This is a genomic window from Mobiluncus mulieris ATCC 35243 (assembly GCF_000160615.1).
Classification (GTDB): domain Bacteria; phylum Actinomycetota; class Actinomycetes; order Actinomycetales; family Actinomycetaceae; genus Mobiluncus; species Mobiluncus mulieris.
Map to the genome: position 1 here is coordinate 99,065 of NZ_GG668518.1, position 23,997 is coordinate 123,061.

At 56.6% G+C, this 23,997-nt stretch carries 19 protein-coding genes; 9 read left to right on the top strand and 10 right to left on the bottom strand.

Going from position 1 to position 23,997, the window contains the following annotated elements:
• Positions 1-29: 29 nt before the first annotated feature.
• Positions 30-419, top strand: a complete 390-nt coding sequence (gene rplL / locus HMPREF0577_RS00390) for a 50S ribosomal protein L7/L12 (protein ID WP_004011648.1) — start codon at positions 30-32, stop codon at positions 417-419.
• Positions 420-634: 215 nt separating this feature from the next.
• A complete protein-coding gene (locus HMPREF0577_RS00395) occupies positions 635-2,272 on the top strand; it encodes a methyl-accepting chemotaxis protein (protein WP_004011649.1) in 1,638 nt (545 codons plus the stop codon).
• 68 nt (positions 2,273-2,340) lie between these two features.
• Here the strand turns inward: HMPREF0577_RS00395 and brnQ are convergent, their stop codons facing one another.
• The gene (brnQ, locus tag HMPREF0577_RS00400; RefSeq protein WP_004011650.1) at positions 2,341-3,798 is read right to left on the bottom strand and encodes a branched-chain amino acid transport system II carrier protein; all 1,458 of its coding nucleotides are present in this window, start codon (positions 3,796-3,798) and stop codon (positions 2,341-2,343) included.
• A 1,659-nt stretch (positions 3,799-5,457) separates the two neighbouring features.
• Between brnQ and HMPREF0577_RS00405 the strand changes: the two genes are divergently transcribed.
• A complete protein-coding gene (locus tag HMPREF0577_RS00405; protein ID WP_004011652.1) occupies positions 5,458-6,387 on the top strand; it encodes a hypothetical protein in 930 nt (309 codons plus the stop codon).
• A 600-nt stretch (positions 6,388-6,987) separates the two neighbouring features.
• On the opposite strand, the gene HMPREF0577_RS00410 is transcribed toward HMPREF0577_RS00405, so the two are convergent.
• From HMPREF0577_RS00410 to HMPREF0577_RS00420, 3 genes are all read right to left on the bottom strand, one after another.
• A complete protein-coding gene (locus HMPREF0577_RS00410) occupies positions 6,988-8,364 on the bottom strand; it encodes a site-specific DNA-methyltransferase (protein ID WP_004011653.1) in 1,377 nt (458 codons plus the stop codon).
• Between the two features lie 242 nt (positions 8,365-8,606).
• A complete protein-coding gene (locus HMPREF0577_RS00415) occupies positions 8,607-9,929 on the bottom strand; it encodes a sensor histidine kinase (RefSeq protein ID WP_004011654.1) in 1,323 nt (440 codons plus the stop codon).
• A gap of 99 nt (positions 9,930-10,028) precedes the next feature.
• Positions 10,029-10,706 carry a response regulator transcription factor gene (locus HMPREF0577_RS00420; protein ID WP_004015234.1) on the bottom strand — a complete coding sequence of 226 codons (678 nt, stop codon included), beginning with the start codon at positions 10,704-10,706 and terminating at the stop codon, positions 10,029-10,031.
• Positions 10,707-11,030: 324 nt separating this feature from the next.
• Between HMPREF0577_RS00420 and HMPREF0577_RS00425 the strand changes: the two genes are divergently transcribed.
• The 4 genes from HMPREF0577_RS00425 (at position 11,031) to HMPREF0577_RS00440 (ending at position 13,916) form a co-directional block, all read left to right on the top strand.
• Positions 11,031-11,825, top strand: a complete 795-nt coding sequence (locus tag HMPREF0577_RS00425) for a Maf family protein (protein WP_004011656.1) — start codon at positions 11,031-11,033, stop codon at positions 11,823-11,825.
• A 178-nt stretch (positions 11,826-12,003) separates the two neighbouring features.
• Positions 12,004-12,381 carry a GntR family transcriptional regulator gene (locus tag HMPREF0577_RS00430; protein ID WP_004011657.1) on the top strand — a complete coding sequence of 126 codons (378 nt, stop codon included), beginning with the start codon at positions 12,004-12,006 and terminating at the stop codon, positions 12,379-12,381.
• Positions 12,365-13,084, top strand: a complete 720-nt coding sequence (locus HMPREF0577_RS00435) for an ABC transporter ATP-binding protein (RefSeq protein WP_004011658.1) — start codon at positions 12,365-12,367, stop codon at positions 13,082-13,084. Before HMPREF0577_RS00430 ends, HMPREF0577_RS00435 begins: the two co-directional genes overlap by 17 nt.
• On the top strand, positions 13,074-13,916 hold the full coding sequence (locus tag HMPREF0577_RS00440; protein WP_004011659.1) for a hypothetical protein: 843 nt from the start codon (positions 13,074-13,076) through the stop codon (positions 13,914-13,916). Before HMPREF0577_RS00435 ends, HMPREF0577_RS00440 begins: the two co-directional genes overlap by 11 nt.
• A gap of 187 nt (positions 13,917-14,103) precedes the next feature.
• Here HMPREF0577_RS00440 and HMPREF0577_RS00445 read toward each other — a convergent pair whose 3' ends face one another.
• Positions 14,104-15,261, bottom strand: coding sequence for a 5-(carboxyamino)imidazole ribonucleotide synthase (locus HMPREF0577_RS00445; RefSeq protein ID WP_004011660.1), 1,158 nt, complete (start codon positions 15,259-15,261; stop codon positions 14,104-14,106).
• 111 nt (positions 15,262-15,372) lie between these two features.
• A complete protein-coding gene (purE, locus tag HMPREF0577_RS00450; RefSeq protein WP_004011661.1) occupies positions 15,373-15,903 on the bottom strand; it encodes a 5-(carboxyamino)imidazole ribonucleotide mutase in 531 nt (176 codons plus the stop codon).
• 309 nt (positions 15,904-16,212) lie between these two features.
• On the opposite strand from purE, the gene HMPREF0577_RS00455 reads away from it, so the two are divergent.
• Positions 16,213-16,887, top strand: coding sequence for an L-threonylcarbamoyladenylate synthase (locus HMPREF0577_RS00455; RefSeq protein WP_004011663.1), 675 nt, complete (start codon positions 16,213-16,215; stop codon positions 16,885-16,887).
• Positions 16,888-16,941: 54 nt separating this feature from the next.
• Here HMPREF0577_RS00455 and HMPREF0577_RS00460 read toward each other — a convergent pair whose 3' ends face one another.
• Positions 16,942-18,579 (bottom strand): methyl-accepting chemotaxis protein, encoded by a 1,638-nt coding sequence (locus HMPREF0577_RS00460; protein WP_004011664.1) that lies wholly within the window; start codon positions 18,577-18,579, stop codon positions 16,942-16,944.
• 346 nt (positions 18,580-18,925) lie between these two features.
• On the opposite strand from HMPREF0577_RS00460, the gene HMPREF0577_RS00465 reads away from it, so the two are divergent.
• A complete protein-coding gene (locus tag HMPREF0577_RS00465) occupies positions 18,926-20,173 on the top strand; it encodes an MraY family glycosyltransferase (RefSeq protein ID WP_004011666.1) in 1,248 nt (415 codons plus the stop codon).
• Here the strand turns inward: HMPREF0577_RS00465 and HMPREF0577_RS00470 are convergent.
• The 3 genes from HMPREF0577_RS00470 to HMPREF0577_RS00480 form a co-directional block, all read right to left on the bottom strand.
• The gene (locus HMPREF0577_RS00470; RefSeq protein ID WP_004011667.1) at positions 20,170-21,666 is read right to left on the bottom strand and encodes an SLC13 family permease; all 1,497 of its coding nucleotides are present in this window, start codon (positions 21,664-21,666) and stop codon (positions 20,170-20,172) included. The two genes, HMPREF0577_RS00465 and HMPREF0577_RS00470, sit on opposite strands and share 4 nt — an antisense overlap.
• A gap of 88 nt (positions 21,667-21,754) precedes the next feature.
• On the bottom strand, positions 21,755-22,243 hold the full coding sequence (locus HMPREF0577_RS00475; protein WP_004011668.1) for a response regulator: 489 nt from the start codon (positions 22,241-22,243) through the stop codon (positions 21,755-21,757).
• Between the two features lie 86 nt (positions 22,244-22,329).
• Positions 22,330-23,970: a sensor histidine kinase gene (locus HMPREF0577_RS00480; protein WP_004011669.1), complete on the bottom strand. Its 1,641-nt coding sequence runs from the start codon at positions 23,968-23,970 to the stop codon at positions 22,330-22,332.
• Positions 23,971-23,997 lie beyond the last annotated feature (27 nt).

Here is a 23,997-nt window from a genome sequence, read left to right on the forward strand (position 1 = left end):
TCGCGGCAACTAACCGAAAGGAAGCCAAAATGGCTAAGATGACTGCTGATGAACTGATTGATGTGTTCAAGGAAATGACCTTGATTGAGATTTCGGATTTTGTAAAGAAGTTCGAAGAGGTATTCGACGTGACCGCGGCGGCTCCGGCTGCGGTGGCGGTGGCTGCCCCGGCAGCTGGCGGCGACGAGGGCGGCGCTGCCGACGAAAAGACCGAGTTTGACGTAATCCTGGAGAACCCGGGTGCGGGCAAGGTTCCGGTAATCAAGGTAGTGAAGTCCTTGACCGGCCTGGGGCTGAAGGAAGCCAAGGATTTGGTTGATAACGCCCCGAAGCCCATTCTCGAGGGTGTCAAGAAGGAAGAAGCTGACAAGGCTAAGGCTGAACTCGAAGAGGCCGGTGCCGAGGTTACGGTTAAGTAACGTTCATGAGTCGCTAGGGGGAGGTGCGGTGTGTGCACCTCCCCCTTTTCTATGCCCTATTTGTTGTATTTCTTTAGTATCCGTGCTGTAGAATTGTAGTTGTTGCATTGAGGCCTTGGCTGCAGGAAGTCGCCGGTGACTGTCCGGGGTGGGGCTGGTGTTGCAAGTGTAAAAGCATACGAATTCCGAATCGTAAAATTCAGAAAGGACTCGTCATGAGTACTGGTGAAGCCATCGAACCGAATGGATTAAATCCCAAAAAACAACATAACTTTTTTGCTAATTTAAAGCTTTCTGTGAAATTCACTGTAGTGATCGCGGTTTTGCTGGCTCTGCTGGTGGGGCTGGCGGGATATTCTATTGTCAAGGTAAATGCCTTGGGGGATGACGCGGATCGACTGTTGGAGGTCAGCCGATTTTCGCGTTCTATGGCGGCTATGGATGCCACCTTAATTTCCACCCGTTCCGACGTGTTGCTCACCTTGGGGATGCCTAGTCAAGAGGAAAAAAACAAGTTCCGTGACGGGTTTAAAGCCAAGCAGGCCAATGTGGACAAGATGCGCCAAGAGATTATGGCGAACCCGATAGCGAAAACCGTTGCGGAACTGGACCAGTATTTCGCGGCTATCGACCACTGGCAGAAAGTTTTGGAGGATGAACTGGTGTCGGCCGCTATTGTGGATGACCGGGAATTGTACTCGAAACGCTTGGCCGGGGAGTCCTACCAGAAAGCACGTGGGGATTATTACAAGGCCTATGACACTATCACGAAGCGTTTCACGCAACTGGAACTGGAACGCAAGCAAGATGTGGATTTCACTCGTTTCAGCTCGATGATTATTATCGGCGTGCTGCTGGTGGTGGCCTTGGGGATTGGGCTGACCCTGGGCATAGTTTTGTATCGCGGAATCAAGCGCCCGCTGCATTTGGTGAATGTGGTGGTGAAAGCCATGGGAACCGGGGATTTCACCCATCGTACCGAATACGTGGCTCGAGACGAATTGGGTCTAATTTGTCAGGGTCTAGACGCTTCAATAGAGTCCGTGGCGAAACTGATTAACCAGTCATCTTCCCTGGTGGGTGGCGTTTATGCGGCCGCTACCGGGTTGAAGCAAGACGCTGACGGGGCGGCGGCCGGCGCCAGCCAGGTTCGCAGTGAGTCTGAAATGGTTTCCAATGCTGCCGGCGAGGTTTCCCAATCTATTCAAACCGTGGCTGCTGGCGCGGAAGAAATGGGGGCTTCTATCCGCGAAATTTCCTCTAATGCCGCCGAAGCCGCCCGGGTTGCCGCCGAGGCCACCCAAGTCGCGAGTGAGACCAGCAAAGTGGTGGCTAAACTGGGCGAGTCCAGCAAAGAAGTCGGGGAAGTCATCAGGGAAATCACCGCTATCGCCGAGCAAACCAACCTGCTGGCGCTAAACGCCACTATTGAGGCCGCCCGTGCCGGGGACGCTGGTAAGGGCTTCGCGGTGGTTGCCGGCGAGGTTAAGGATTTGGCTTCGCAAACCGGGGATGCCACCGAGAATATCGGCTCGCGCATCACCCAGATTCAAGCCGACACTGCCGAGGCAGTGTCGGCCATCGAGCGGATTTCTGCGATTATTTCCAGTATCAACGACTTCCAAACCACGATTGCGGCCGCAGTAGAGGAACAATCCGCGACCACCAACGAAATGTCGCGTTCGGTGCAGAGTGCCGCCGAGGGCGCCCAGCAAATCGCCCAGAATATTGCTTCGGTGGCGGAGGGCGCAGATCACACTTCCGCAACCCTCGAGGATATGGTGACCAAGACCGATGAACTCTCGGCGCAGGCCACTGGCTTGCAAGGCGAGATGGAAAAGTTCAAGTTCTAAGCGAGTGCTCGTAAAAAGGGGGAATCCCCGCCAGGCCGGCGGGGATTCCCCCTTTTTACTGTCTAACTCTAGGATTCAGCTAAGACTAATTCGTCGGTAGTGGATTCGCGATCCGGGATTCCAGTGGGTGTCTGGGAGTGCGGCAGTTTCGAGGGGTCGACCGGAGCCACCACGTCCAAAACCAGGCCTACCACCATGACCACCATGGCGGGAGTGAGCCAACCCATTTGGATATCGCCTAATGGCAACATCTTCAACACTCCCTGCATCGCCTCTTGGAAATCGGTGACTTTACCGCCCCAAGCCGGCAGCGCGAAGGTAGAGACCGCCTCGAGGAAGCCCACAACCCCAGCTACCCAGGCGGAAAGGCGATACGCCCAGTACAGTTGCTTGCGGCTCATCGCGTAGTCCACTAAGGTCACGACTATCAGGCAGATAGCCGGGGGATAGGTCGCCAGACCGATGGTAACCACGAAAGCGAGGATGTTTTCCAAGCCCAGGTTTGCCACCATCAGGGAAACCACGACGTGAACCCCCACCATCGCTTTCGACGGCACCTTGGGCAGCAACGCCTTGAAGTACTGTAAAGACGCTCCCATCAGGCCAACCGCAGTGGTCAAACAAGCCAGGAACACGATGATAGAGAACAGTACCTTGCCCACCGGCCCGAACACCATTTCCGCTGCCATCGACAGGCCAGCTGCGGGGTTATCGACTTTCTGGTCAGCGATACGGGTGCCCAGGAAGGCCAGCCCGGTGTAAACCAAACCGAGCGACACTCCGGCGATACCAGCAGTGAAAGCGGTGGCGCGGAACACAGTGCGTTTTTCGTTATATCCCCGGTTGTGCAGCTGGGTGATGATAACCACCCCGAACATCAGGGAGGCCAGGGCATCCATCGTACCGTATCCGGTTTTCAGTCCGGTGGCGAATGGGGCTTTAGCATAGGCTGGGTCAAGATGCAGCGTGGGGACGCTGGGCAGCCGGAACATCGCTATGGCTATCATCGCCACCAGCAGCACCAGCAGTGCCGGGGTCAGGTATTGGCCGATACGGTCGAGCATCTTGTCGGGGCGGTTACAAAGGAACAGGGTCAAAGCAAAGAACACTACTGAATAGACAAACAAGCCTACTTGGCTCGCGGATCCAGAATCACTGCCTAGACCGGTCAGCGGTTTCACCGCCATTTCCCAAGAGACCACCGCGACGCGTGGCATGGCATAACATATCCCACAGAACAGGAATATTGCCACCGTGAGGACTAATCCGGGAACGTGACCGATTCGGTCGGCGATACGCCCGGCACCGTGGGAATCGGTGGATGCTGCCAACATTCCAGCGACCGGAAACAATACGCCTGTCAACAAAATCCCGGATACGGCGGGAATGACTTGGGCGCCGCTGGTGATTCCGACTTGGAACGGGAAAATCAAGTTGCCAGCTCCAAAGAACATAGCGAAGAGAGCGAAACCGGAAACAAGCAGGTAACTGTCAAAGCCTTTAACCGGTTTAACGGATTTACTCATGATGACTCACTCCTTTCAGTGGGTTACGGCCGGTGGCCGGAGTCGTTTACAGAGGTTACAGGCGCACATAACCGCTGATTGATGCGGAATGTGCAGCGCTGTAATGAAAACTTAGACTAGCACAGCGCTAGAAAACCCGAAAAACCGTCTCGTATTTTGACATAACCGTCCATATGTTGAAACGGTTCGCTGCGCCACCTGTCCGGCTGGTTACGTTTCGGTTTCATGAGGTGCCGTCCTCGGCACCGCCCCGCGCCTAAGTACTAACCAGTTCTTTTCCACAGGCTGTGGAAAACTGTTTTGTGCTCGCGGATTGGGACTGTATCCTGGTCTAGCCAGGGAAAGGCTCTGGCTGCGTCAAGGCAGCCTGCCTTGACGCATGGTAAAAGCCCCGGGCGCAACCGGGGCTTTAAGGAAAGGATATCCAGATGATCACCCTCATCCAGATACTGATTTCCTTACCTCCTTCGATTCTAGCAGTAATCCTGATAAAGGAGAAGCTGTGGAATAACAAGAAGGACGATTAAGGAAATCGCGGCCAGCCTACCTAGGCTGGCCGCTTCCTTATTTTACGGCTATTTCCGTGGCTTCGCCGCGCCGGTTTCATGAGGTGCTTGTGTCGCCGCCGTAGCGCCTTGAACGGCGAAGCCGTAACAGCCGCTACGTGCCGCACCTTGCCACACCTTGCTGCACCGCCTTCGCGCGCGGTTTCGCTTGGGGCTCTGGGGCGACACGGCCGGGCTAGCTATGTTTTGTCCGATAACGCTTAGCGGCAAAGCCGCTAAGAGAAATTACGGAAAACATGAATCGCCCTACGTTAAAGGTTTCGGTGGCGACGGCAAATCGTTGCTGTCGCTTAATCGCCTTCGCCAGTGACTGTGCCGATATGCGGGCTTCGCCCGCGCGGCACAGCCCCCTACGAGCCCCGCAGTACCGTAGAGCGCGGACTGCGTAGGGAGTGCGACGCGCAGCGAGACTGAGGGGTGAGACTTTCACGTCAGTGAAAGTCGAGGGGAAACCTCCCCTCCCCGTCTCGCTAGCGCACACCCCTAGCAGTCAAGCGACGCAAGCACCTCATGAAACCGCAACGCCGACCGCGACGAAGCGGCGCAGCTAGCGGTGGCGTGGCGGAAGGCGTAGCGAGTGTGCAACACAAGTGCGGGACTGAGGGGTGAGACTTTCGCGTCAGTGAAAGTCGAGGGGAAACCTCCCCTTTTGTCCCGCACGTGTGCACACCGCAAGCCGATGCCAGCCGCCGCGACAACAAGCGACACAAGCGGCTCATGAAACCGCGAGCCGAGGCGACACAAGCAACGAAAACAAAGACTGCGCGGGGGCGGCCGTACACCACCCCCGCACAGCGTAGGATTCGAGTCGTTTTCCTTACTCTAATCCTACGTCTGCGGCGCGGGCATAGACGATGCCACCGCAGTGTTATCTGGATTCCAAGGCTCATACCCCAGGACACTGGGCGCAAGCCCAAGGATTCAGACTTTCAGATGATGATGAAACGGGGGATGTCAAGCCATGCTTGGCATCCCCCACATAAAGCAGACAGAGAATGTTTGTGCTTCGAGTGGGAGGCTCTCAAAGGGTGTTGATACGAGGCAGGCTTGACGGAGTAAGGTGTTTTGCTTGCATAGTGAAAGGTAGTGGCGTATGACTGCGGGAAAGAATGAATCTAATCGTGATGTTAGTACTATTTTTGTCAGCTACCGGCATGATGACAATGAGCATCTTAGAGGGGCTATTATCCAGCTGGCTAAGGCTATTCAAGAGGAGTATTACTATATCTCGGGGCAGTCGATTGGACTGTTTCTTGATAGAGATGATATTCGGTGGGGTGATGACTTAGATGGGGCAATAGGAAGGGCTAAGTCTCTGGTTGAGCTCAATCCCAAAACGCGGGAATACGAAAAACTGACACGTGATATTACGAATCAGCTTTACAAGGTAATAATTTTTCACCGTCAACAGATAATCAACACTGACACTGATTCCGTGCGGGTATCAGAATCCGAAGTTACAGAGGCAAAGAGTGATTTAGAACATGTCGATGATTTTCAAAAACATCTTCGGTACTTACGGGAATTGGATTCTAAGCTTGCATTAAATCTAATGGGTCATAAAGACGCATTAGATAATTTTTTACACAGTAAAAATTATGTACCGAGCAATGATAAATCGGGTTTGTTGATGTCAAAAGATGTCACGCCTAACTTTAAAGATTTGGCATTAGAATTGTTCCTTAAGAGGATGGGATTAGTGAAATCGTGTGGTGAGGAGCTGCAATTTCTTGTTCATGTAGTCCCTTTGGTGCTTCGTTCTACGGTGCAGAATAAGTTGGAATTATGTCAATTGTTTATAGTATACGTACAGGGTTTAGTTTCGAATATTAAAAAAAGTATCAGCAATGATAAACTTTCTAGTATTGATTATTACAGGGTACCTGGTCCAGATTTTGTATGGGTAGAGTACTTAATTGAAGCTTCTCATTTTTATATGAATGAAAAATTGTCATCGTACCTTGAAATTCTGTCTCGGCATGTTGATGTCTGGAAAGAATACCGTGTTCTCGAAGATTCTTGACCGCTGCGCGGAAGAAGGTGTGTGATAGAGGCCGTCGCCAATCGTGGGCGTGACGATTTCAGGAAAAAACAGGCGTGGCGGGAGATAAATTGGCGTGGGTAGCCCGAATTATCCTGAATTTGTCACAAGTGACCCGCCGCGAGTCCGAATTATCCTGGTTTTGTCACAAGTGGCTCGCTGCGCGGAAGAAGGTGTGTGATAGAGGCCGTCGCCAATCGTGGGCGTGACGATTTCAGGAAAAAACAGGCGTGGCGGGCGATAAATTGGCGTGGGTAGCCCGAATTATCCTGAATTTGTCACAAGTGACCCGCCGCGAGTCCGAATTATCCTGGTTTTGTCACAAGTGACCCGCCGCGAGTCCGAATTATCCTGAATTTGTCACAAGTGACCCGCCGCGAGTCCGAATTATCCTGGTTTTGTCACAAGTGACCCGCCGCGAGTCCGAATTATCCTGGTTTTGTCACAAGTGACCCGCCGCGAGTCCGAATTATCCTGGTTTTGTCACAAGTGACCCGCCGCGAGTCCGAATTATCCTGGTTTTGTTACAAGTGTCCCGCCGCGAGCGCGAAACGGGATTCTCCACCTATTGTCAAAAACCCATCACCCCAGGCGGATTTCCCGGAAAGCCACGTGGCAGCGGCGCAGCCGCTCGGCAGTCAAATCCGCGATAGTATCAAAGCCTAAATCCCGGGCACGCGCCTCATGAAGCGGCGAAAACGGCTCTGGAAGCTGTACCAAAATAAACCGACGCAACCCGTCGGCCGCCGCCACCCCGAAGGAACCCGAGCCGGCAAAAAAATCCAACACCAAATCCCCCGGCGCACTCGCGGCCTCAAGCAGCACCGCCAACAAATCCACCGGTTTCGGGGTTTCGAAAATCCCGCCCAGACCCAGGCGTTCCAACTCGCGTTGCCCGGTGCGGGTACTCGGCCCCATAATCAAATCCTTTAGGGTTGTCGTTTCGAAATCACGAATTTTAGTGCGAATCACCAGGTGTTCTTTCACCACCTCGAACTCTAAATCGTCTGGGTTGGCCAGCACCCGTTCACGTGACCAGCGCCAGGCGTGCCAACGTAAACCCGGGCGCGCGTTGGGATGCGGCAGAGCAGTAATCCAGCCCTCGGCCGGGGTGCCGGGGGGCGCCTCATGCACCCCGCTGACGGAGACCTCGCCGGTGCGCTGGTTGTAGTGAATCGCATAAACCAGTGAAGGCGAGGTAACCTCGTTGAACTTCGAGTTCGTGTTGTACAGTTCGTTTTTGGTCACGTATTCCCCGCGGGCGTCGCGTTTCACCTGGCGTTTGGGCAGCCGGTAAACTGCGGGCATCAGCCGGCGCAACACCGATACGCGCCCGCGCAGTTTTCCAACCCGGCGAGCTTCGCGCGCATAACACAGGATGTATTCATGAGTTCCCGCCGGGCCGTTGCCTAGTTGCCGGCCTTTCAGGTTCGAGACCCACACGAAGTTCGCTACGAAGTTTTCCGCCCCGAAAACGCGGTCGCACAGGGTTTTTAGTTCCGCGAATTCGTTGATATCAATGGAAATAAAGATCAGTCCGTCGTCGCGCAGGGCTTCCCTGGCCAGCACCAGCCGGGGTTGCATCATCGCCGCCCAGGCGTCTTTGTCGCGCGCGTCGTGGTAGGCGAAAGTGTTACCGGTGTTATACGGCGGGTCGATGTAAATCATCTTGACCTGGCCTTTTACCAAGGGAATTGTCCCTGCTGCCCCTGCTGCCCCTGCTGTCCCTGCCGCCCCTGCTACTGTGCTGGTTGTCGCGCCCGCCCCGGTTGATTCGTCTGGCGCGTTGCTGGCTTGGGTGGGTTGGTCGCTGTGGTTGTTTTGGGTGGGTTGGTTTTTTGCGGATTCATGAGGTGCCAGCCCGGTATCCACGCGCTCTTTGCGGCCGGTGAGCCTCTCTAAAGCCGCTAGGGAATCCCCGCGAATCAACAGGTTCACGCTGGCCACATCTTTCTCCATCCAAATTATCCTACCTGCTTGTGTCCCGGTTCCCCGCCCGCCTCTCAACGTCCGCTCCGATTTCCCAGCCCGGATTCCCCTCCCTATTGCGGCTCGCAACGGTGCTCGGTGCGCAGGTGATGCCGGATGGCGAAGAGCCTATGGGTGCTCGTAGTTTTCCTTAGAAACGAAGTTTCTTAGGAAAACAGAGCGGGTCCCCATCAGCTCGAGCCACCGGCACACCGAGCACCGTGAGTACCCACTCAAAACCGCCGTTTCGGCCGCGACACCGACACCAGCGCCCCCTGCGGCATGACCCGCTTCGGATCGAGCGATGCCGGCGCGGCGGAAACATAGGCGCTGAAGGTCGGGGGGCGGCGCACGGTCAGCTCCAGTTTCCCGCCGTCGGCTTCAATCAGCTGTTTCGCCAGTGCCAGCCCTATTCCGGTCGACCCGTGTCCGGAAACGCCTTTCTTGAAAATATCGGGGGCGATTTCGTCGTCGACCCCAGTTCCTTCGTCGCTGACTTCAAAGAACATGCCTTTGTTGTTGGCACTCATTTTGGCGCGTACTGTGGTGGTGCCTGACCCGTATTTCAGCGAGTTCTCCAGCAGGGTCGCGATGACCTGCCCGAGTGATCCGGGGGTGGCCAGGGCGGGCCGGTCGGTTTCGTTGCGGAACACCAGGGGGCGGGCGGCGGCGCGGAAGGGGCCTTCCCATTCGCTTTGTTGGTGTATCAGGAAATCGTCGACGTCGATGGCTTGGGTGGTGCCGCCGCCGGTGCGTTGCGCGTTGCGTTTGAGGTCTTCGACGACTCCGGTCAGGCGCTCAATTTGGTTGAGGGCTTCGCCGACTTCGTGTTGAACTTCGTCTTCAGTGGATATCATTTGGATTTCTTCGAGCCGCATGGACAGGGCGGTCAGGGGGGTGCGCAGTTGGTGGGACACATCGGAGGCGAATTGGTGTTCGGCGGCGAGCCGCCCCGCCAGGGTTTCGCTTGATCGCACCAGTTCGGCTTGTACCAGGTCGATTTCTTCGATTCCCGAGGGGTCTAACCGGGGTCGCACCCCGCTGCTGCCGAGCTGTTGAGCTTGGGCGCAGAGGTAAATCAGGGGTGCCGAGATGCGCCGCGAGGATCGAAATGCGATGGATGCGCCAACAAAAACCGAGACAGCCACGCCCGTCAGGGTGACTATGATAAAGAATACGGAGCGGTAGTGTACGGCTTCGGATGACACAAAGAGCCGCAGTTTCGCGCCGGTGGCGGTGGTGACTTCGGAGATGATGCGGGCGGCTTCGGGGTTGGAACCGAAGGCGAGTTTCCGTCCGTCGGCGGTGACGATTTCGATACGCGCGTCTTGCCCGGTTCCTGGCCACAACCATCCTGCTAGGGTGACATCGGTCACATACCGCCCGCTCAGCGTGTTGCGATCATACACCAGTGCGTATTCTTGGGCGGATTGATCCACATTGGCGCGAGCCGTGGCCCACAGTTGGTTGACGGCAAACCCGCACAGCGGCACCCCCAGCAGCAGTACTGCGACAATCACGGCCGCTAGCGTGGACAAGAGTATCTGTTTACGCATGTCGCCTCGGTGCGGTTGGTGTCGTTTTCACGAGGCGCCAGCCGGGAATCTAGGCGAAATGCCAGGAACCCGGGATGGCACCTCGTGAAATGGAGTTTTTTAGACGTTCTCGAAACGGAAACCCATACCACGCACCGTAGTGATGTAACGCGGCGAGTTCGCATCGTCGCCCAGTTTACGCCGCAACCACGACACGTGCATATCCAGGGTTTTCGTGGAACCGGATGGGTCGGAACCCCACACTTCGCGCATGACTTGCTCGCGCGACACCACCGATCCGGCATCGCGAATCAAAACTCGTAGCAAGTCGAATTCTTTGGCGGTCAGTTGCAATTCCCGCTCGCCCTGGAAGGCGCGGTGCGCCGCGACTTCGACTCGCACATCTTGGCATTCGATGATTTCGTCCTCGGTGACTTCCCCACCGGCACGTCGCAGCAGCGCCCGTACCCGCGCCAACAGCTCGCCTAGGCGGAAGGGCTTGGTTACATAGTCGTCGGCTCCGGAGTCCAGCCCTACCACCATGTCGACTTCCCCGGTGCGGGCGGTTAGAATCAGGATAGGAATGGTGATGCCTTGGGCGCGTATCGTGCGCGCCACGTCCAGGCCGTCCATGTCTGGCAGCCCCAAATCTAGAATCACAATATCGCAGCCCCCGACTTGCTGCAGGGCGGCACCGCCGGTGGTTTGGGCGCTGACTTCGTAGCCTTCGCGCCCCAGTGCGCGTGCCAGTGGCTCCGCAATCGCGGGGTCATCCTCTACTAACAGGACTTTTGTCATAGTAGCTCCTCTTCTTCTGCTGCTGGGCTGGTCGTGGGATTGGTAAAATTTCCAGTTCGCTCTATGAAGAACTTTACTCGTTTTTGACTTGTTTTGCATTAATTTCTGCGATTCTCGGGTCGCCATTTCGGCGTGGACACATAAGGGCTTTGCTGTGATAGCATGCCGCTCAAGGAGGTTCACCTAAAACGGCAAATCGTTGCTGTTTTTTAACGGTTCCACACTGCGACTGCGGTGCTCTCAGGGCTTCGCCCTTGCACCGCAGGATCTCGGTATCGAGTATTCTCAATAAGGGGGCTTATGTGTCCATGAGATAATTGCAGGGTGAAAACGTATCGCTTGATTTTGGCCTCGGCTTCGCCCGCGCGCCTGAAAACCCTGGAAAACGCGGGTTTATCCCCGGAAGTCCACCCCGCTGACGTGGACGAGGCGGCGCTGTTGGCCGACTTGCGGGCGGCGGGCACGCCCCCGGCTGGCCAGGTTCTGGGGTTGGCGCGCGCTAAAGCCCAGAAAATCGCCTCTGATTTAGCGGCCGGTATTCTTGATTCGAGCCGACCCGCGACCGTGGATGCGGACGTGATGCCGGGGGTGCCCGGTGATGCGGCGGTGGGCAAAGCCCCAAAGTCCGGGGAATTCAGCGAGAAACCCGGGGTGGCACCTCATGAAGCCGCCGCCCGGCCGAGCCCTGCCGCCCGGCCGACCCTGGTAATCGGCTGCGACTCGATGCTGGAGTTTGACGGGGAAGTCTTGGGTAAGCCGCATTCGCCCGAGGTGGCACGTGAGCGGGTGCGGGCGCTGTCAGGGGCGTCGGGGGTGCTGCACACCGGGCACTGGGTGGTGCTGTTGGGTTCGTCTTCACGAGGTGCCAGCCCGGAATCTGTCGGTGCTACCGAATCCACCGTGGTGCACTTCGAGGAATTCACTCCAAGGGAAATCGAGGCTTATGTCGCCACCGGCGAACCCCTGGAAGTGGCGGGGTCTTTCACGATTGATGGCCGGGGTGGGGCGTTTATTCGGGGTATCGAGGGTGATCCGCACAATGTCGTTGGGATTTCCTTGCCGTGTCTGCGCCGCCTCTTGGGCGAGCTGGGCGTGTTCTGGCCTGACCTGTGGGTCTAGTGCCAGCATGGATTTATAAACCCCTTATTGAGAACGCTTGATAACAATAAAACCCTGTGACCTGGGGTTTTGCCTGACCTATAATTCTAGCAAAGTGCTTATGTGTCCACGTGTATGTTGACAAGGCCGTATCGGTGTATTAGTCTAGTAATACACCGATACAGGGAAAGGGGTGCGTATGAACTTTGACGTGGGGACGCCAATATGGCGCCAACTGTTCGACGAATTCAGCCGGCTCATTGCCGCCGGACAATGGCCACCCGGCTCCCAGATACCCTCCGTGCGCGAACTTGCCGCCGCGCACGGGGTAAACCCCAACACGGTACAAAAGGCGCTCGTGGAACTGGAACGCGTTGGGGTCGCGGAAACCCGGCGCGGTCTGGGACGATACGTCACTGATAACGCCGCTGCCATCCGCAGCCTGGGACGGCGCTTGGCCTGCGAGGCCGCCAGGATTTTTGTTGCGGATATGAAAACTTTAGCCATCGACCTGCCCGAGGCCGAGGCGCTGGTCAAAACACAATGGAAAGGGGATAAAGATGCCAACGCTAGTTGAAATCAAAAACCTAAGTAAATGCTATACCGGCTCGAATTCCGGGCGCCCGCCGGCCTTGGATGGGCTCGACTTGAACCTGGAGGCCGGGAAAATCATCGGCCTGCTGGGCGAAAACGGCTCGGGGAAAACCACGCTGTTGAAAATCCTCGCCGGGGTGCTCGAACCCACCGCCGGCACGGTCACCATCGCCGGGCAGCCCATTGGACCCAAAACCAAGGCCGTCACGTCCTATCTGCCCGACGCGGCCTGGCTGCCAGACGCCACCCGGGTAGATGTGGCCATTGCCCAGCACGCGGATTGTTTCGCGGACTTTCAAGCCGACAAAGCCCGGGAACTCGCCCAGTTTCTGGGCTTGGAACTGAAACAAAAAACCAACCACATGTCCAAAGGGATGCGCGAAAAACTGCAACTTACCCTGGTGATGTCACGCGAGGCGCGGCTCTATCTGTTGGACGAGCCGATTTCCGGGGTTGACCCGGCCGCCCGGCAAACCCTGCTGGACACGATTATGCGCGGGTGGAATCCCGATTCAACGCTGTTTATTTCCACCCACCTGGTTACCGATATCGAAACCGTCATGGATCAGGCAGTGTTCTTGCACACCGGCAAGCTACTCATGAACGGGGATGCCGACGAACTACGCGAAAAATACGGCCTGTCCCTGGATCAAATCTTTCGGAAGGAGTACTCCCATGTTCGCTAAAATCCTGAAATACGACTTCATGGAATTCGGTCTGGCCTCCCTGGTGGGCTTGATTTTCGGTGCCGCTGTTGCGATTGGTTCGACTTTCCTGGTGTTCACCGGGCAAGAGATGCTGGTCGGGCTGGGTACCACGGTGGGTTTCCTAGCGGCACTGATTGTGCCGGCGGTGATATTTATCCTCAACGCGATGCGCTACTACCAGTCGGTTTACGGGGGACGCGGCTATTTCACGAACACCCTGGCCGTAGGTGGGGGAGTAATCCTCGGGGCGAAAACCCTGTGGCTCTATCTGGTATCCATGGCGTGCACGCTGTTTGCGATAATTTCTTTTGTGTGGCTGGTGGCTTGCCAAAACATCATGCACGACGCCCAAGGCTGGGACTACGGCGAACGAATCGCCAAAGCCTGGGAATCTATTAGCAGTGCTCTGGGTTATATTCCGGGCTATATGTACGGGATGCTCCTGGTAGTATTCCTGTTCGCGCCCTTGCAGTGGGTCATCTGGACGGTGGCATCCAGCGCCCTGGGTAACCGCTTCGCCTTCGCGCGTATCGCGGAAAAGAAAGCCGTGTGGCTGGGGGCTATTATCTGTTTCGCTATCTACCAGGCGGTTTCGCTGGCTGCCATTTTTGCCATCCCCGCCAGCCTGCACCTGACGGGTCTGGGGGACAACGTCTCCATCAACTTCACCACCGGGATAATCACCTCGGCAATGACCACCAATGATTCGGGAACCCACATCCCGCTGGGCACCCTGGTGCAAATTCCGCTGTTGATGCTGGGCTACTGGTTCGCGCACAACTCGCTGACCCGCCACCTTTCCTTGCGGTAGCTCGCGTTCTTGCCGTTGCCGTTTCGGCGGGTTCATGAGGCGCTGACGGTGTCCTGGAGCGACACGGCCGGGCTAGCTATGGTTTGCCCTATTTTTCTAAGCACAAGTTGCTAAGAAAAATATCGGTAAACCATGAATCGCCCTACGCCGTGCCGCTCCGACGGACACCGTGAACTGGCAAGCGCTGCTACTTCCCCATCAAGAGGTCGGCCGCAGCGCGAGCCTCGGCCAGTAAAGCCTCGGGGCTCAAACCGCAGACATTCACATGCCCAAGTTTACGCCCCGGCCGGTTGCCCTTGCGGTACAGGTGAATCTTGACATTCGGATAGCGATCCATCACCGTTGCGGCCGCCTGGCCGGGATCCTCCAGCGCACTGCCCAGCACATTGGCCATCGCCGTGACAGGCGCAGTGGGGGTGGTTACGCCCAGGGGCAGGTCTAAAACCGCCCGCAAATGCTGTTCGAACTGCGAGGTCACACACCCGTCCTGGGTCCAGTGCCCGGAATTGTGCGGGCGCATCGCCAATTCGTTGATATACAACTGGGATTTGCCGCTGGGGCTTTGCACCTCGAACAGTTCCACTGCGAACACCCCGGTGACGTCCAGTTCCGCCGCGACTCGCCGTGCGATGGCTTCGGCCTGGGCAAATACTTTTGTTTCCGTTTCATGAGGTGCCTGCAAAACGGCGGCGCACTGCCCGGATTCCTGCCAGGTCTGTACCACCGGCCAGATGCGCATCTCGCCCGAGGGACGCCGCGCCCCCAAAACCGCCAGCTCCCGGGTAAAGGGAACCCGCTGTTCCACCAGGCACTGCGTTCCAGAATCCAGCCTTTCGCGCCACTCTTGATAGTCAAACAGATTGGTGACGAATTCGACCCCGCGCCCGTCGTAGCCGCCGTGTGTCACCTTGGCGACCAGCGGCCAGCCGCAGTGTTTACCCAGCTGTGCTACCCCGTCAATATCGTCGCCTTCGACCCAGGCTGGCATGGGCAGCCCCAGTTCCCCCAGGCGCCGGCGCATCGCCAGTTTGTCCTTGGCATACACCAGGGCTTCGCGCCGGGGATGCACCGCCACCCCGGCGGCCGCAGCCTGGTCAAACACCGTATCGGGAATTAGCTCGTGTTCAAAAGCCAACACGCTGGCTCCCGCTAACAGGCGACTCAAAGCCGCCGTATCTGCGGGTGAACCCACAATGACTTGGGTTTCGGGCAACACCAAAGCCGCCGGGTCGTCCGCCGAGTTCGCCATTACCCGCAGCGCCATCCCCAGTTCCCCGGCGGCAGTGGCCATCATGCGTGCTAACTGGCCGGCTCCGATGCAGGCCACGACTGGTGGTTGATACATTTTTCCTCCTAGGATGTGAAATCACAGGTTTCCGGATTCGATTATGCGCTGCTGGGGGTGCAACCGGATTCGGGGCAAGCCCCTCATGAAACGAAAAAGTGACGCCAAGAGCTACCCAGAAAGTCCCGACGTGACCGAGCGTAAGGCTGCCCCCTTGTCGATGGCAACCTGGCGTAACTCCGCCTGGTAGGCAAGCATTTTTTGGCGCAACTGTGCGCCGAAATCCCCCTGGTCGACACTGAGGATTCTTATTGCCAGCAGGGCGGCGTTCTTGGCATTGCCGACTCCGACCGTGGCTACCGGCACCCCGCCGGGCATCTGCACGATAGACAGCAGGGAATCGAGTCCTTCCAGGTGCGCCAGCGGCACCGGCACGCCGATAACCGGCAAAACCGTGGCGGAGGCCAGCATTCCCGGCAGATGCGCCGCGCCCCCCGCCCCGGCGACAATCACCCGCAGCCCGCGTTCGGCGGCACTCTGGGCGTATTCCAGCATGTCAATGGGCATTCTATGGGCGGAAACCACCCGGGCTTCAAAGGGAATCTCGAAATCTGTGAGGACTTGCGCGGCGGCGCTCATGGTTTTCCAGTCGGAATCCGAACCCATGACCAGGCCAACCAACGGTGTTTGCTTGTGTTCCATACCTGACCTCCTGGGGATAGCTTACCCGCGAGTCGGTGTGCTTAGTCGCAAATTATGGATATATTCCGTTTGTATAGTTCGTGGAATGTTGAATCTGCCGCCGGCTTTCGCCTCGGTTATGCCCGGCACGGGCGTATCAAATCTGAGGGAAAGTGGGTGCGTCCTCCCCGAAAACGTGACCCCACCCCCGAAATCTTTCGAATTTGATACGCCCAATCCGTGACAGGGGGTGCTTTGAGTGGTTGCGGGTTTTGCTAGCGGGGCGAGCCTCCGATTTGAGGGTTGACAGCCACGATTTAGGATAGAGATATGGAAATTTTTCGGGTTGACCCCGAGTCGGGTGCCTTGTCGGAATCGGAACTTGCCGCCTGCGAAGCGGCGGTGAAATCCAGTGAGCTGCTGGTGATACCCACGGATACGGTTTATGGTATCGCTTCGGTTCCTTTTGAGCCGGCGGCGGTGGAACGTCTGCAGGGCGCGAAAGGCCGCGGCGAGGATTTTCCGCCGCCAGTGCTGGTGTCCGGGGTGGCGGCCTTGGATTCTTTGTTGGAGCGCCCGGCGATTTTTGGGGCACCGGCTCCGCTTTACGAGGCGGCACGGCGGCTGGCGACGGCGTTTTGGCCCGGTCCTTTGACGATTATTGCTCGGGCAAATCCGCGTCTGGGGTGGAACCTAGGGAAAACCGGGGGCACGATTGCGCTGCGCCAGCCCAACCACCCGGTGGCACTGCAAATCCTGGAGGCGACCGGCCCGCTCGCGGTGACTTCCGCGAACCGCCACGGGGCGCCCCCCGCCACGGATATTTCCGCCGCCACCGCGTATTTCTGGGACAAGGTCGCGGTTTATGTGGATGCGGGCGAATCGCCCAGTGGCCAGCCCTCCACGATTGTGAACTTGACTAAGCTTGATGCCGCCGGCCAGCCGGTTATCGCGCGCGCCGGCGCGATAACCGCCGCCGAAATTCGTGCCGTTTTGGGTTCATGAGGTGCCATCCGAATACGCGGCTATGGCACACACATCATCCTAGGTTCGCAATTCCTATTTGGTGGTTTCGATGGTGAACTTGTGCATCTCGGTGTTGAGTTCGTTGACTTGTGTGTCCAAATCCTTCACGTCTTCGCTGAGTTTACGCAGCTCGGTGGAGGCACCGGCGGCCATGGAGGCGAAAGAAGCAACTTGCTGGGAAAGTGAACTGGCGCCTGATGAAGCCTCGGTGACGGAACGACCCATCTCGGCTGTGGTGGCGGTTTGCTGTTCCACCGCCGAAGCGATTGTCATGGAAACATTGTTGACATCCTCGATAATCTTGGTGATGCGGGTAATCGCGTCAATCGCAGCGGTGGAATCTTGCTGAATCTTTTCAATCTGATGCGAGATATTCTCGGTGGCGGTGCCGGTTTCCCCGGCCAAGTCCTTTACCTCTTCGGCAACCACGGCGAAGCCCTTGCCGGCTTCCCCGGCGCGAGCGGCTTCAATAGTGGCGTTTAGTGCCAGCAGGTTGGTCTGTTCCGCAATAGCTTGAATCGTAGAGATTACCTCCCCAATTTGCTGTGAGGATTCCCCGAGTTTAGAGATTGTGTTATTGGCTTCCCGGGCGGCTTCGGCTGCTTGACCGGCGATGTCAGCGGCGTGGTTCGCATTGGAAGAAATTTCCCTGATGGAAGCGCTCATTTCTTCGATTCCAGCGGCGGTAGTTTCAATAGCTGCTGAAACAGCCCCGGCGGCTTGTGCCCCGGTATCAGCCTCGGTGGAAGCCTGGGAAGAAGTCACTGCGGTTTGCGAAAGTTTCTCGGCCAGGGAAGAGGTGCTTTGCGCGACTACGCCGGAAGTGGAGCAAGCCACCGAAATGGCTCTGCCCAAAGAATTGCGGGCATTCTCCAAAGACAACGAAACCTTGCCTAGCTCATCAAGGCGCTTGGCTTCAATCGGAACCGATAAATCGCCGCGTTCAAAGTGCTCCGTGGCTTGTTGTAGCTGCGCGATGGCAGCTAAAACTTGACGGGAAACTACTTGAGATATCACCAGGATGCACACAATCATTACCACTAGCGCCACAATGAAGGCCGGCATCCAGCGCAACAGGGTTCCCTGTAGGTATACGGCGTATTCATCCGTGTCCTTAGTGATGCTTTTGTCGAGTTTGCTGGCGGTATCATTGACTTTGCCATAGGCATCTGCCAGGGGGCCGCGAACCAATTCGTTAGCGGCTGCGATGCTCTGTGGGTTTACAGTTTGCAGAGTCGTGAACAAGTTAGCATTTACTTGCCAGTATTCATTCCAGGCAGCCCTCAGGGTTTCTTTGTCGGCTTTTTGCTCAGCGGTTAGCACGGCATCATCTATTTGCTTTATGTGGGCTGCTACATTGTCTTTGACTCCCTGTGTGCCGGTGGCGACTTCGTTGCCTGGAGCCGCCGCGTCCGTGACCCCGTCCTTTACCCGGCGCATCAGGCCTTCTACCCAGCCATCAACATCCATGATATCATAACGAACGTTGGAAATGCCAAGCTTGGAACTGTTATATTGATTCTGTCGAGCCACGCCACTGTCATAAGCGCGACCAAAAGAAAAACATAAAATTCCAATAATTACCGCCAAAATTACTCCGATAACACCTTGGAGCAACAGCTTTCCGCGAATAGTTGAGACTTTACTAACAGTTTTTCCGGGTTTTTCCATGGCGACTTCATCTTCCCTTCCTTAAAAATTACTACCCAAAAAACATCGCTCACTCTACACCCCTTCGAGGGGTGAGGGAAGGGGTCAAATATTTACAAAATGACATTGGCGATATAATAAATAAAACCGAATTAGCGCTAACATTTCGCTAACCCGCTGCGGATTTCCCCGTAAATCTGACGCAAAAACGGATTGCCCCTGACTCCGAAACCCCGAAAGACCCCGAAAGACCCGAAAACCCGGAAACCCGAAAACCCCGGAATCCCCGCAAACTTCCCCGCAGCTCCGTCACGCGCCGGACACGCAAACCACCGCTAGCGCAAGTAAAAGCTAAAATGTCAAACAAATGAAGTTCTATGCCCTGATTTTCCTGGTGGCCACGGCCGCGACATACCTCACGGTGCCGTTGGTGCGCCAGTTCGCCATCGCCACCGGCACCCTTGCCCCGGTGCGCGCCCGCGATGTGCACCAATTCCCAACTCCACGACTGGGAGGGGTGGCGATGGGACTGGGCTTCCTGGTGGCCTTGTTTATTGCCGGGCACACGCCTTACTTGAATCAAGCGGTGAACTGGGATAATGCTAAGGGCTTGGTGGTCGGTACCGTGCTGATTTGCCTGCTAGGGGTGGTGGATGACATCTGGGATCTTGATTGGTATACCAAACTGGCCGGCCAGATTCTGATTGCCGGAATCATGGCTTATCTGGGGATCCAGTTGACTTCCTTTCCGGTTTTTGGTTTGACTATCGGTTCCTCGAGGCTTTCCCTATTCGCGACGGTACTGGTGGTGGTGGCGGCGATTAACGCGGTGAACTTCGTGGACGGGTTGGACGGACTGGCTTCGGGGATGATGGCTATCGGCGCGGCGGGTTTATTCATTTATTCCTATGCGCTGACCAAGACCTTGGGGGCGGCTTCTTATGCCTCGCTGGCGACGACGGTAGCGGCGGCTTTGGTGGGGATTTGCTTGGGTTTCTTAGCGCATAATTTTTCACCGGCTTCGATTTTCATGGGGGATACCGGAGCGATGCTGCTGGGGTTACTCACGGCGGCGGCAGCGATTATCATTACCGGCCAGATTGATCCGGCGGCGGTGTATTTCCGCCAGGCTTTTCCTTCGTTCTTGCCAGTGTTGTTGCCGATTGCGGTGTTGGCGATTCCGCTGTTTGACATGGTTGCTTCGGTGATTCGCCGTTTGTATCACCATCAATCGCCCTTCCAGGCCGACGCTGGTCATCTGCACCATCGTTTGTCGCGGGCGGGTCGCTCCAGGGTGCGGGCGGTGTTGGTGATGTATCTGTGGACGGCGGTGTTTTCATTAGGTGCTGCCTCGTTGACACTGCTTAGGATGCGCTATGTCCTGGCTTTAGTTTCGGTGGCTTCCGTGCTGGCCTTGGTGGTTTCTATCGAAATTTTGCCAGCGGCTCGGGAACGAGTCCGCCGGGTGTTTAATCCGCGCTATCGTCCGGTTCACGGTCCGGTTCACGCGTGGGATGGGTCGGATTGTGCGGTTTGGCTTCATGAGGGGAAAGCACCTCATGAAGCCGACCCCAACGGCGAGCCGCCCGAAGACTTCAAGCACGAACCTTGCTAGACCAAGCCCAGGAGCTGCCACAGTGGGGGCATCACCAGAACCAGCACAATGGTGGACACGCTACCAACCACTATGCCGAGGGTGGCCATTTCTTTGACCTTTACTTCCCCGGTGGAATAAGCGATGGCATTGGGCGGGGTAGAAATCGGCAGGGACATGCCCAGTGAACAAGCTATGGCTACGGTTACCGCCACGGTCATAGTGTCCACCGATTCCAGGGACACGGCCAAGGTTACCGCCAGCGGTATCAACAGGTTTGCCGAGGCAGAGTGTGAAATCACATTCGCGATGGCGAACCCAATCAGGGAAGTAACCGCCACTATCAGCATCGGACTGAAACTATCCCAGGGGATGGATCCGACCATCCAGGTGCCCAGACCGGTGGCTCCCACTCCTTCACCCAGGGCGATACCGCCTGCCACCAGCCACAACACCGGCCAGTCCAGTTTCTTTATATCCTCGCCGGTCATCACCCTGAGGCTCAGCAACACCACCACCGGCAGGAAACCGACCACGGTTGACGACACGCCGTGAATAAACTCGGTCATCCACAGCAAAATCGTGGTGCCCGCGACGATATAAAACAAAACCGCCGCGAAAGAGCGATTCCACGAGGTACTCATTTCTATGTTGATTTCGGCGTTTTTGGGGATAAACATCAGGGACAAAAAAACCCAGGAGGCGAACAAAATCACCAGCATAAAGGGAATCGCCAGAATCATCCACTGGATAAAGGAAATCGTGATGCCTTTTTCGGCCAGCGCGCCGATGGCGATGGCATTGGGCGGGGTACCGACGGGGGTGCCGATACCGCCCACATTCGCGGCCAGGGGAATAGACAAGGCCACCCCCGCCCGGGCCTTGCCTTTCGGTAGGGTCGCTAGAATCGGTATCACCACCGTGAACATGGTGGCGGTAGTGGCGGTGTTGGACATGAACATGGACAGCACCGCAGTAATCAGCATCAGCCCCAGGGTGGTGAGGCGGGCGTTTTTCGGGAAGGGCTTGAGCATCACGGCGGCCAGGTTTTTGTCCAGTCCGTATTTAGCCGCCCCGTCTGCTATCATGAATCCGCCCATGAACAGGATTATCACCGGGTTGGCGAGGGTAGCGAAATAACTTTTATAGCTGGCCACCTGGTCTGCCAAGGCCGCATCGCCCAGGGTGGGATCCACCAGAGCCCGGTCGGACACCATGATTACTTCCAGCCCGATTACCAACACGGCGGTGGCGCTTAGCGCGATAGGTTCGGTAATCCAAAACACGATGGCCAAAAGGAAAATCGCCAACATGCGTTCGCCGGGCTCGTCCAGGTGGGGGATGTCTATCGTCAGGGGCAGCACGAAAACGATGGCACCCAGCACAAGGCCAATCTTGGCTTTCAAGCTCAGGGGTCGACGCCGACGTACCACTTTTGGCGGTGCCGGGGTTGGGGTGTGGAGTTGGCGCACATGCGTCAGCAAGGGCTCTGAGGATTCTTTTTTGGCGTTCATGTCACAGTCCTATACCGAGGTTTCCGCTTCTTTGAGGTGATTTAGGCTTGCGTTGTTAGCCGACCGCAGGGAGGTTACTGGTTGGGCACTAGTCGGCTACGCTGTGGTGTCGAGCGATTTGCATGGCTCGCTGGGGGTCTAAAACCCCCAGGTAGGGCATGGGTTCAATTTCCGCCAGTTCTATATAGTCGGTCAAGAGGGAGCGCACTACTTCCTGGAGTTCGGGCGCTTTCCAGGGTTTCGCGACGTATTGATCGAGCCCGGCATCGGTAACGGCGCGTATGGTATCGGTCAGGCTGGCTTGTCCAGTCAGCAAAATTTTGCGGGTCAGGGCGGTACGTTCGTCTTCCATCATTTGCCCCATGAATTCGATACCGGTGGTGCCGGGCATCCGGTGGTCGCACACGGCCAGAGCCAGCACGTCCCCGTCGGCGTCGATTTCGTTGATTACCTCCCAGGCATCCGCTACGTCTTCGGCGGTTTCGATACGTAGCGCACTGGAAAAGCCCATTAGGTCTCGCTCTATGGCGTTGCGGACTTCCGTTTCGTCTTCCAAAATTAAGATTGCGAGTTTCATGTGTTCTATTTTGCCTTACTTTTTGTCTGTTGGGGTGTTTTCACGGGTTTTCCTTGCTGGTTCGGGGGCGCGGGTTCATGAGGTGCTTACGGGGTATTTTCGCGAAATTCCCCGACCAGCTCCGGCGTCTGGGGACTTTTCACTGGCAGCTCTACAGTTGCCAGAGTTCCCTGCGGGTTTTCCACGGTTTTCAGGTCAATGGAACCGCCGTGATTCAAGGCGATTTTTTTGCACAATCCCAGGCCTATTCCCATTCCGCCGAATCTGACTTGTCCGGCTTTCGTGGTGAAGTGTGGTTCGAAAATGTGATTGATGATTTCGGGGGGAATTCCCGGTCCGGTGTCACGGAAACACACTCTGATACGGTTTTCCCCTATCGTTTGGGTGGTGATTGTCAGGCTGCCAACTTGGTTGGGGTCACTGGCATGTTCGCTCATGGCTTCCACCGCGTTGGTGATTACATTTGTCCAGATTTCGCTCAACTGTCCGGGACGACACGTTATGCGCGGCAGTTCCTCGTAGTTTCGGATTACTTTTACGGCTCGTAAACGGTGGTTCAACAACCGTAGGGTGTCTTCCAGGTTTTCGGGCACATCGATGTCTTCTACGGGGTCGCCGTCGGGTCTGGCGTATGACCGCAGGGAGGCCACGAGTTCTACGATACGCTCCGAGGCGGTGCGCAAATCCCGCAGATTGGTGCCGATTGCGGCGGCTAGTTCCACCACGCCCAGGGTTTTGTCATCGCTTTCGGCGATGGTTCTGGCTAGGTCGAGGTCGTGTATCCCGGCCAAAATTAGTTTCTGGGTTAAAACCGGATCGCCGGTGATTTCTCGCATTTCGCGTTTGATTTGGCGTTGTTCCTTGGTGGATAACACCTTGGCGTGTTGGGCAAGCTGCAAGGATTTCAAGGCGTGTTCTTGCCATTGCAAATCCGGCGAGGTTTCCAACAGGGAAATGGTGTCTTCGTTGAGGTAATCCGCGTTACGGCGGATGGCGGCCATGGGATTGTTCAGTTCGTGAGCCACCCCGGCCGCGAGTTCTCCCAGCGAAGCGAAGCGGGCTTGGGCGGCCATTTCTTCGCGAGCTTCCTCGAGGTGTTTGAGGGCTCGCGCCAGGTTTTCCCTTTCCACGTTCAGTTGCGTGGCCAGTTCGGCTTGTTCAATGTGCAGGGCTTCGGCGCGGCGCAGCCGCCGATCGAGGGTGCGGAGGAACAGGGTGGTAACCAGGTTAGAGATTTTATTGTCGGCATCAATTACCTCGTTGAGTTGAGGCAGGCTCAGTACTACGCCGGTAACCGGAGTGGTGGCGATGGCAGTGAAAAAGGCGGCATCCATGTCGGTGGCTCCCAACAGGCCGATGATATTGCCGGTCGAGGCGTGGTGCATCAGGATGTCTCCCGCCTCAGAGTGGTGTTCCAAGGCAATCGCGCCCGACAGTGCCAGGATGACCTTGGTGATGGGCTGGCCTTCTACGGTTAGTTTTGCCCCTTTGGGGTATTCGACCCGGGGCTGTGGGCCGATTATAACCTCGGCACGGCGTACGATTTCCGAAATAATCAGGTGGTCGTTATAAGGCAGGTCGAAGATGAATCGGTTCGTTTCCACTTCCGGCTTTTCCAGATTTACCATAGCTTCAAGCCTACCTGTCGTCATGCGGTGATATTGCCCTTTTGCTAGGAAATACATGGCCGAACCGGTGAGCTTCTTTGCTCTGGTTTTCTTGGTCACAACGCCCCGACCGGCGTGGTACCCTAC

Bases quoted from the DNA above. Each gene is read 5' to 3' on its own strand.
- rplL (WP_004011648.1), top strand. From the start codon at position 30: ATGGCTAAGATGACTGCTGATGAACTGATTGATGTGTTCAAGGAAATG.
- purE (WP_004011661.1), bottom strand. From the start codon at position 15,903: ATGGAACACAAGCAAACACCGTTGGTTGGCCTGGTCATGGGTTCGGAT.
- brnQ (WP_004011650.1), bottom strand. From the start codon at position 3,798: ATGAGTAAATCCGTTAAACCGGTTAAAGGCTTTGACAGTTACCTGCTT.
- HMPREF0577_RS00405 (WP_004011652.1), top strand. From the start codon at position 5,458: ATGACTGCGGGAAAGAATGAATCTAATCGTGATGTTAGTACTATTTTT.
- HMPREF0577_RS00410 (WP_004011653.1), bottom strand. From the start codon at position 8,364: ATGGAGAAAGATGTGGCCAGCGTGAACCTGTTGATTCGCGGGGATTCC.
- HMPREF0577_RS00435 (WP_004011658.1), top strand. From the start codon at position 12,365: ATGCCAACGCTAGTTGAAATCAAAAACCTAAGTAAATGCTATACCGGC.
- HMPREF0577_RS00470 (WP_004011667.1), bottom strand. From the start codon at position 21,666: ATGAACGCCAAAAAAGAATCCTCAGAGCCCTTGCTGACGCATGTGCGC.
- HMPREF0577_RS00430 (WP_004011657.1), top strand. From the start codon at position 12,004: ATGAACTTTGACGTGGGGACGCCAATATGGCGCCAACTGTTCGACGAA.
- HMPREF0577_RS00395 (WP_004011649.1), top strand. From the start codon at position 635: ATGAGTACTGGTGAAGCCATCGAACCGAATGGATTAAATCCCAAAAAA.
- HMPREF0577_RS00475 (WP_004011668.1), bottom strand. From the start codon at position 22,243: ATGAAACTCGCAATCTTAATTTTGGAAGACGAAACGGAAGTCCGCAAC.
- HMPREF0577_RS00465 (WP_004011666.1), top strand. From the start codon at position 18,926: ATGAAGTTCTATGCCCTGATTTTCCTGGTGGCCACGGCCGCGACATAC.
- HMPREF0577_RS00415 (WP_004011654.1), bottom strand. From the start codon at position 9,929: ATGCGTAAACAGATACTCTTGTCCACGCTAGCGGCCGTGATTGTCGCA.
- HMPREF0577_RS00420 (WP_004015234.1), bottom strand. From the start codon at position 10,706: ATGACAAAAGTCCTGTTAGTAGAGGATGACCCCGCGATTGCGGAGCCA.
- HMPREF0577_RS00445 (WP_004011660.1), bottom strand. From the start codon at position 15,261: ATGTATCAACCACCAGTCGTGGCCTGCATCGGAGCCGGCCAGTTAGCA.
- HMPREF0577_RS00440 (WP_004011659.1), top strand. From the start codon at position 13,074: ATGTTCGCTAAAATCCTGAAATACGACTTCATGGAATTCGGTCTGGCC.
- HMPREF0577_RS00455 (WP_004011663.1), top strand. From the start codon at position 16,213: ATGGAAATTTTTCGGGTTGACCCCGAGTCGGGTGCCTTGTCGGAATCG.
- HMPREF0577_RS00460 (WP_004011664.1), bottom strand. From the start codon at position 18,579: ATGGAAAAACCCGGAAAAACTGTTAGTAAAGTCTCAACTATTCGCGGA.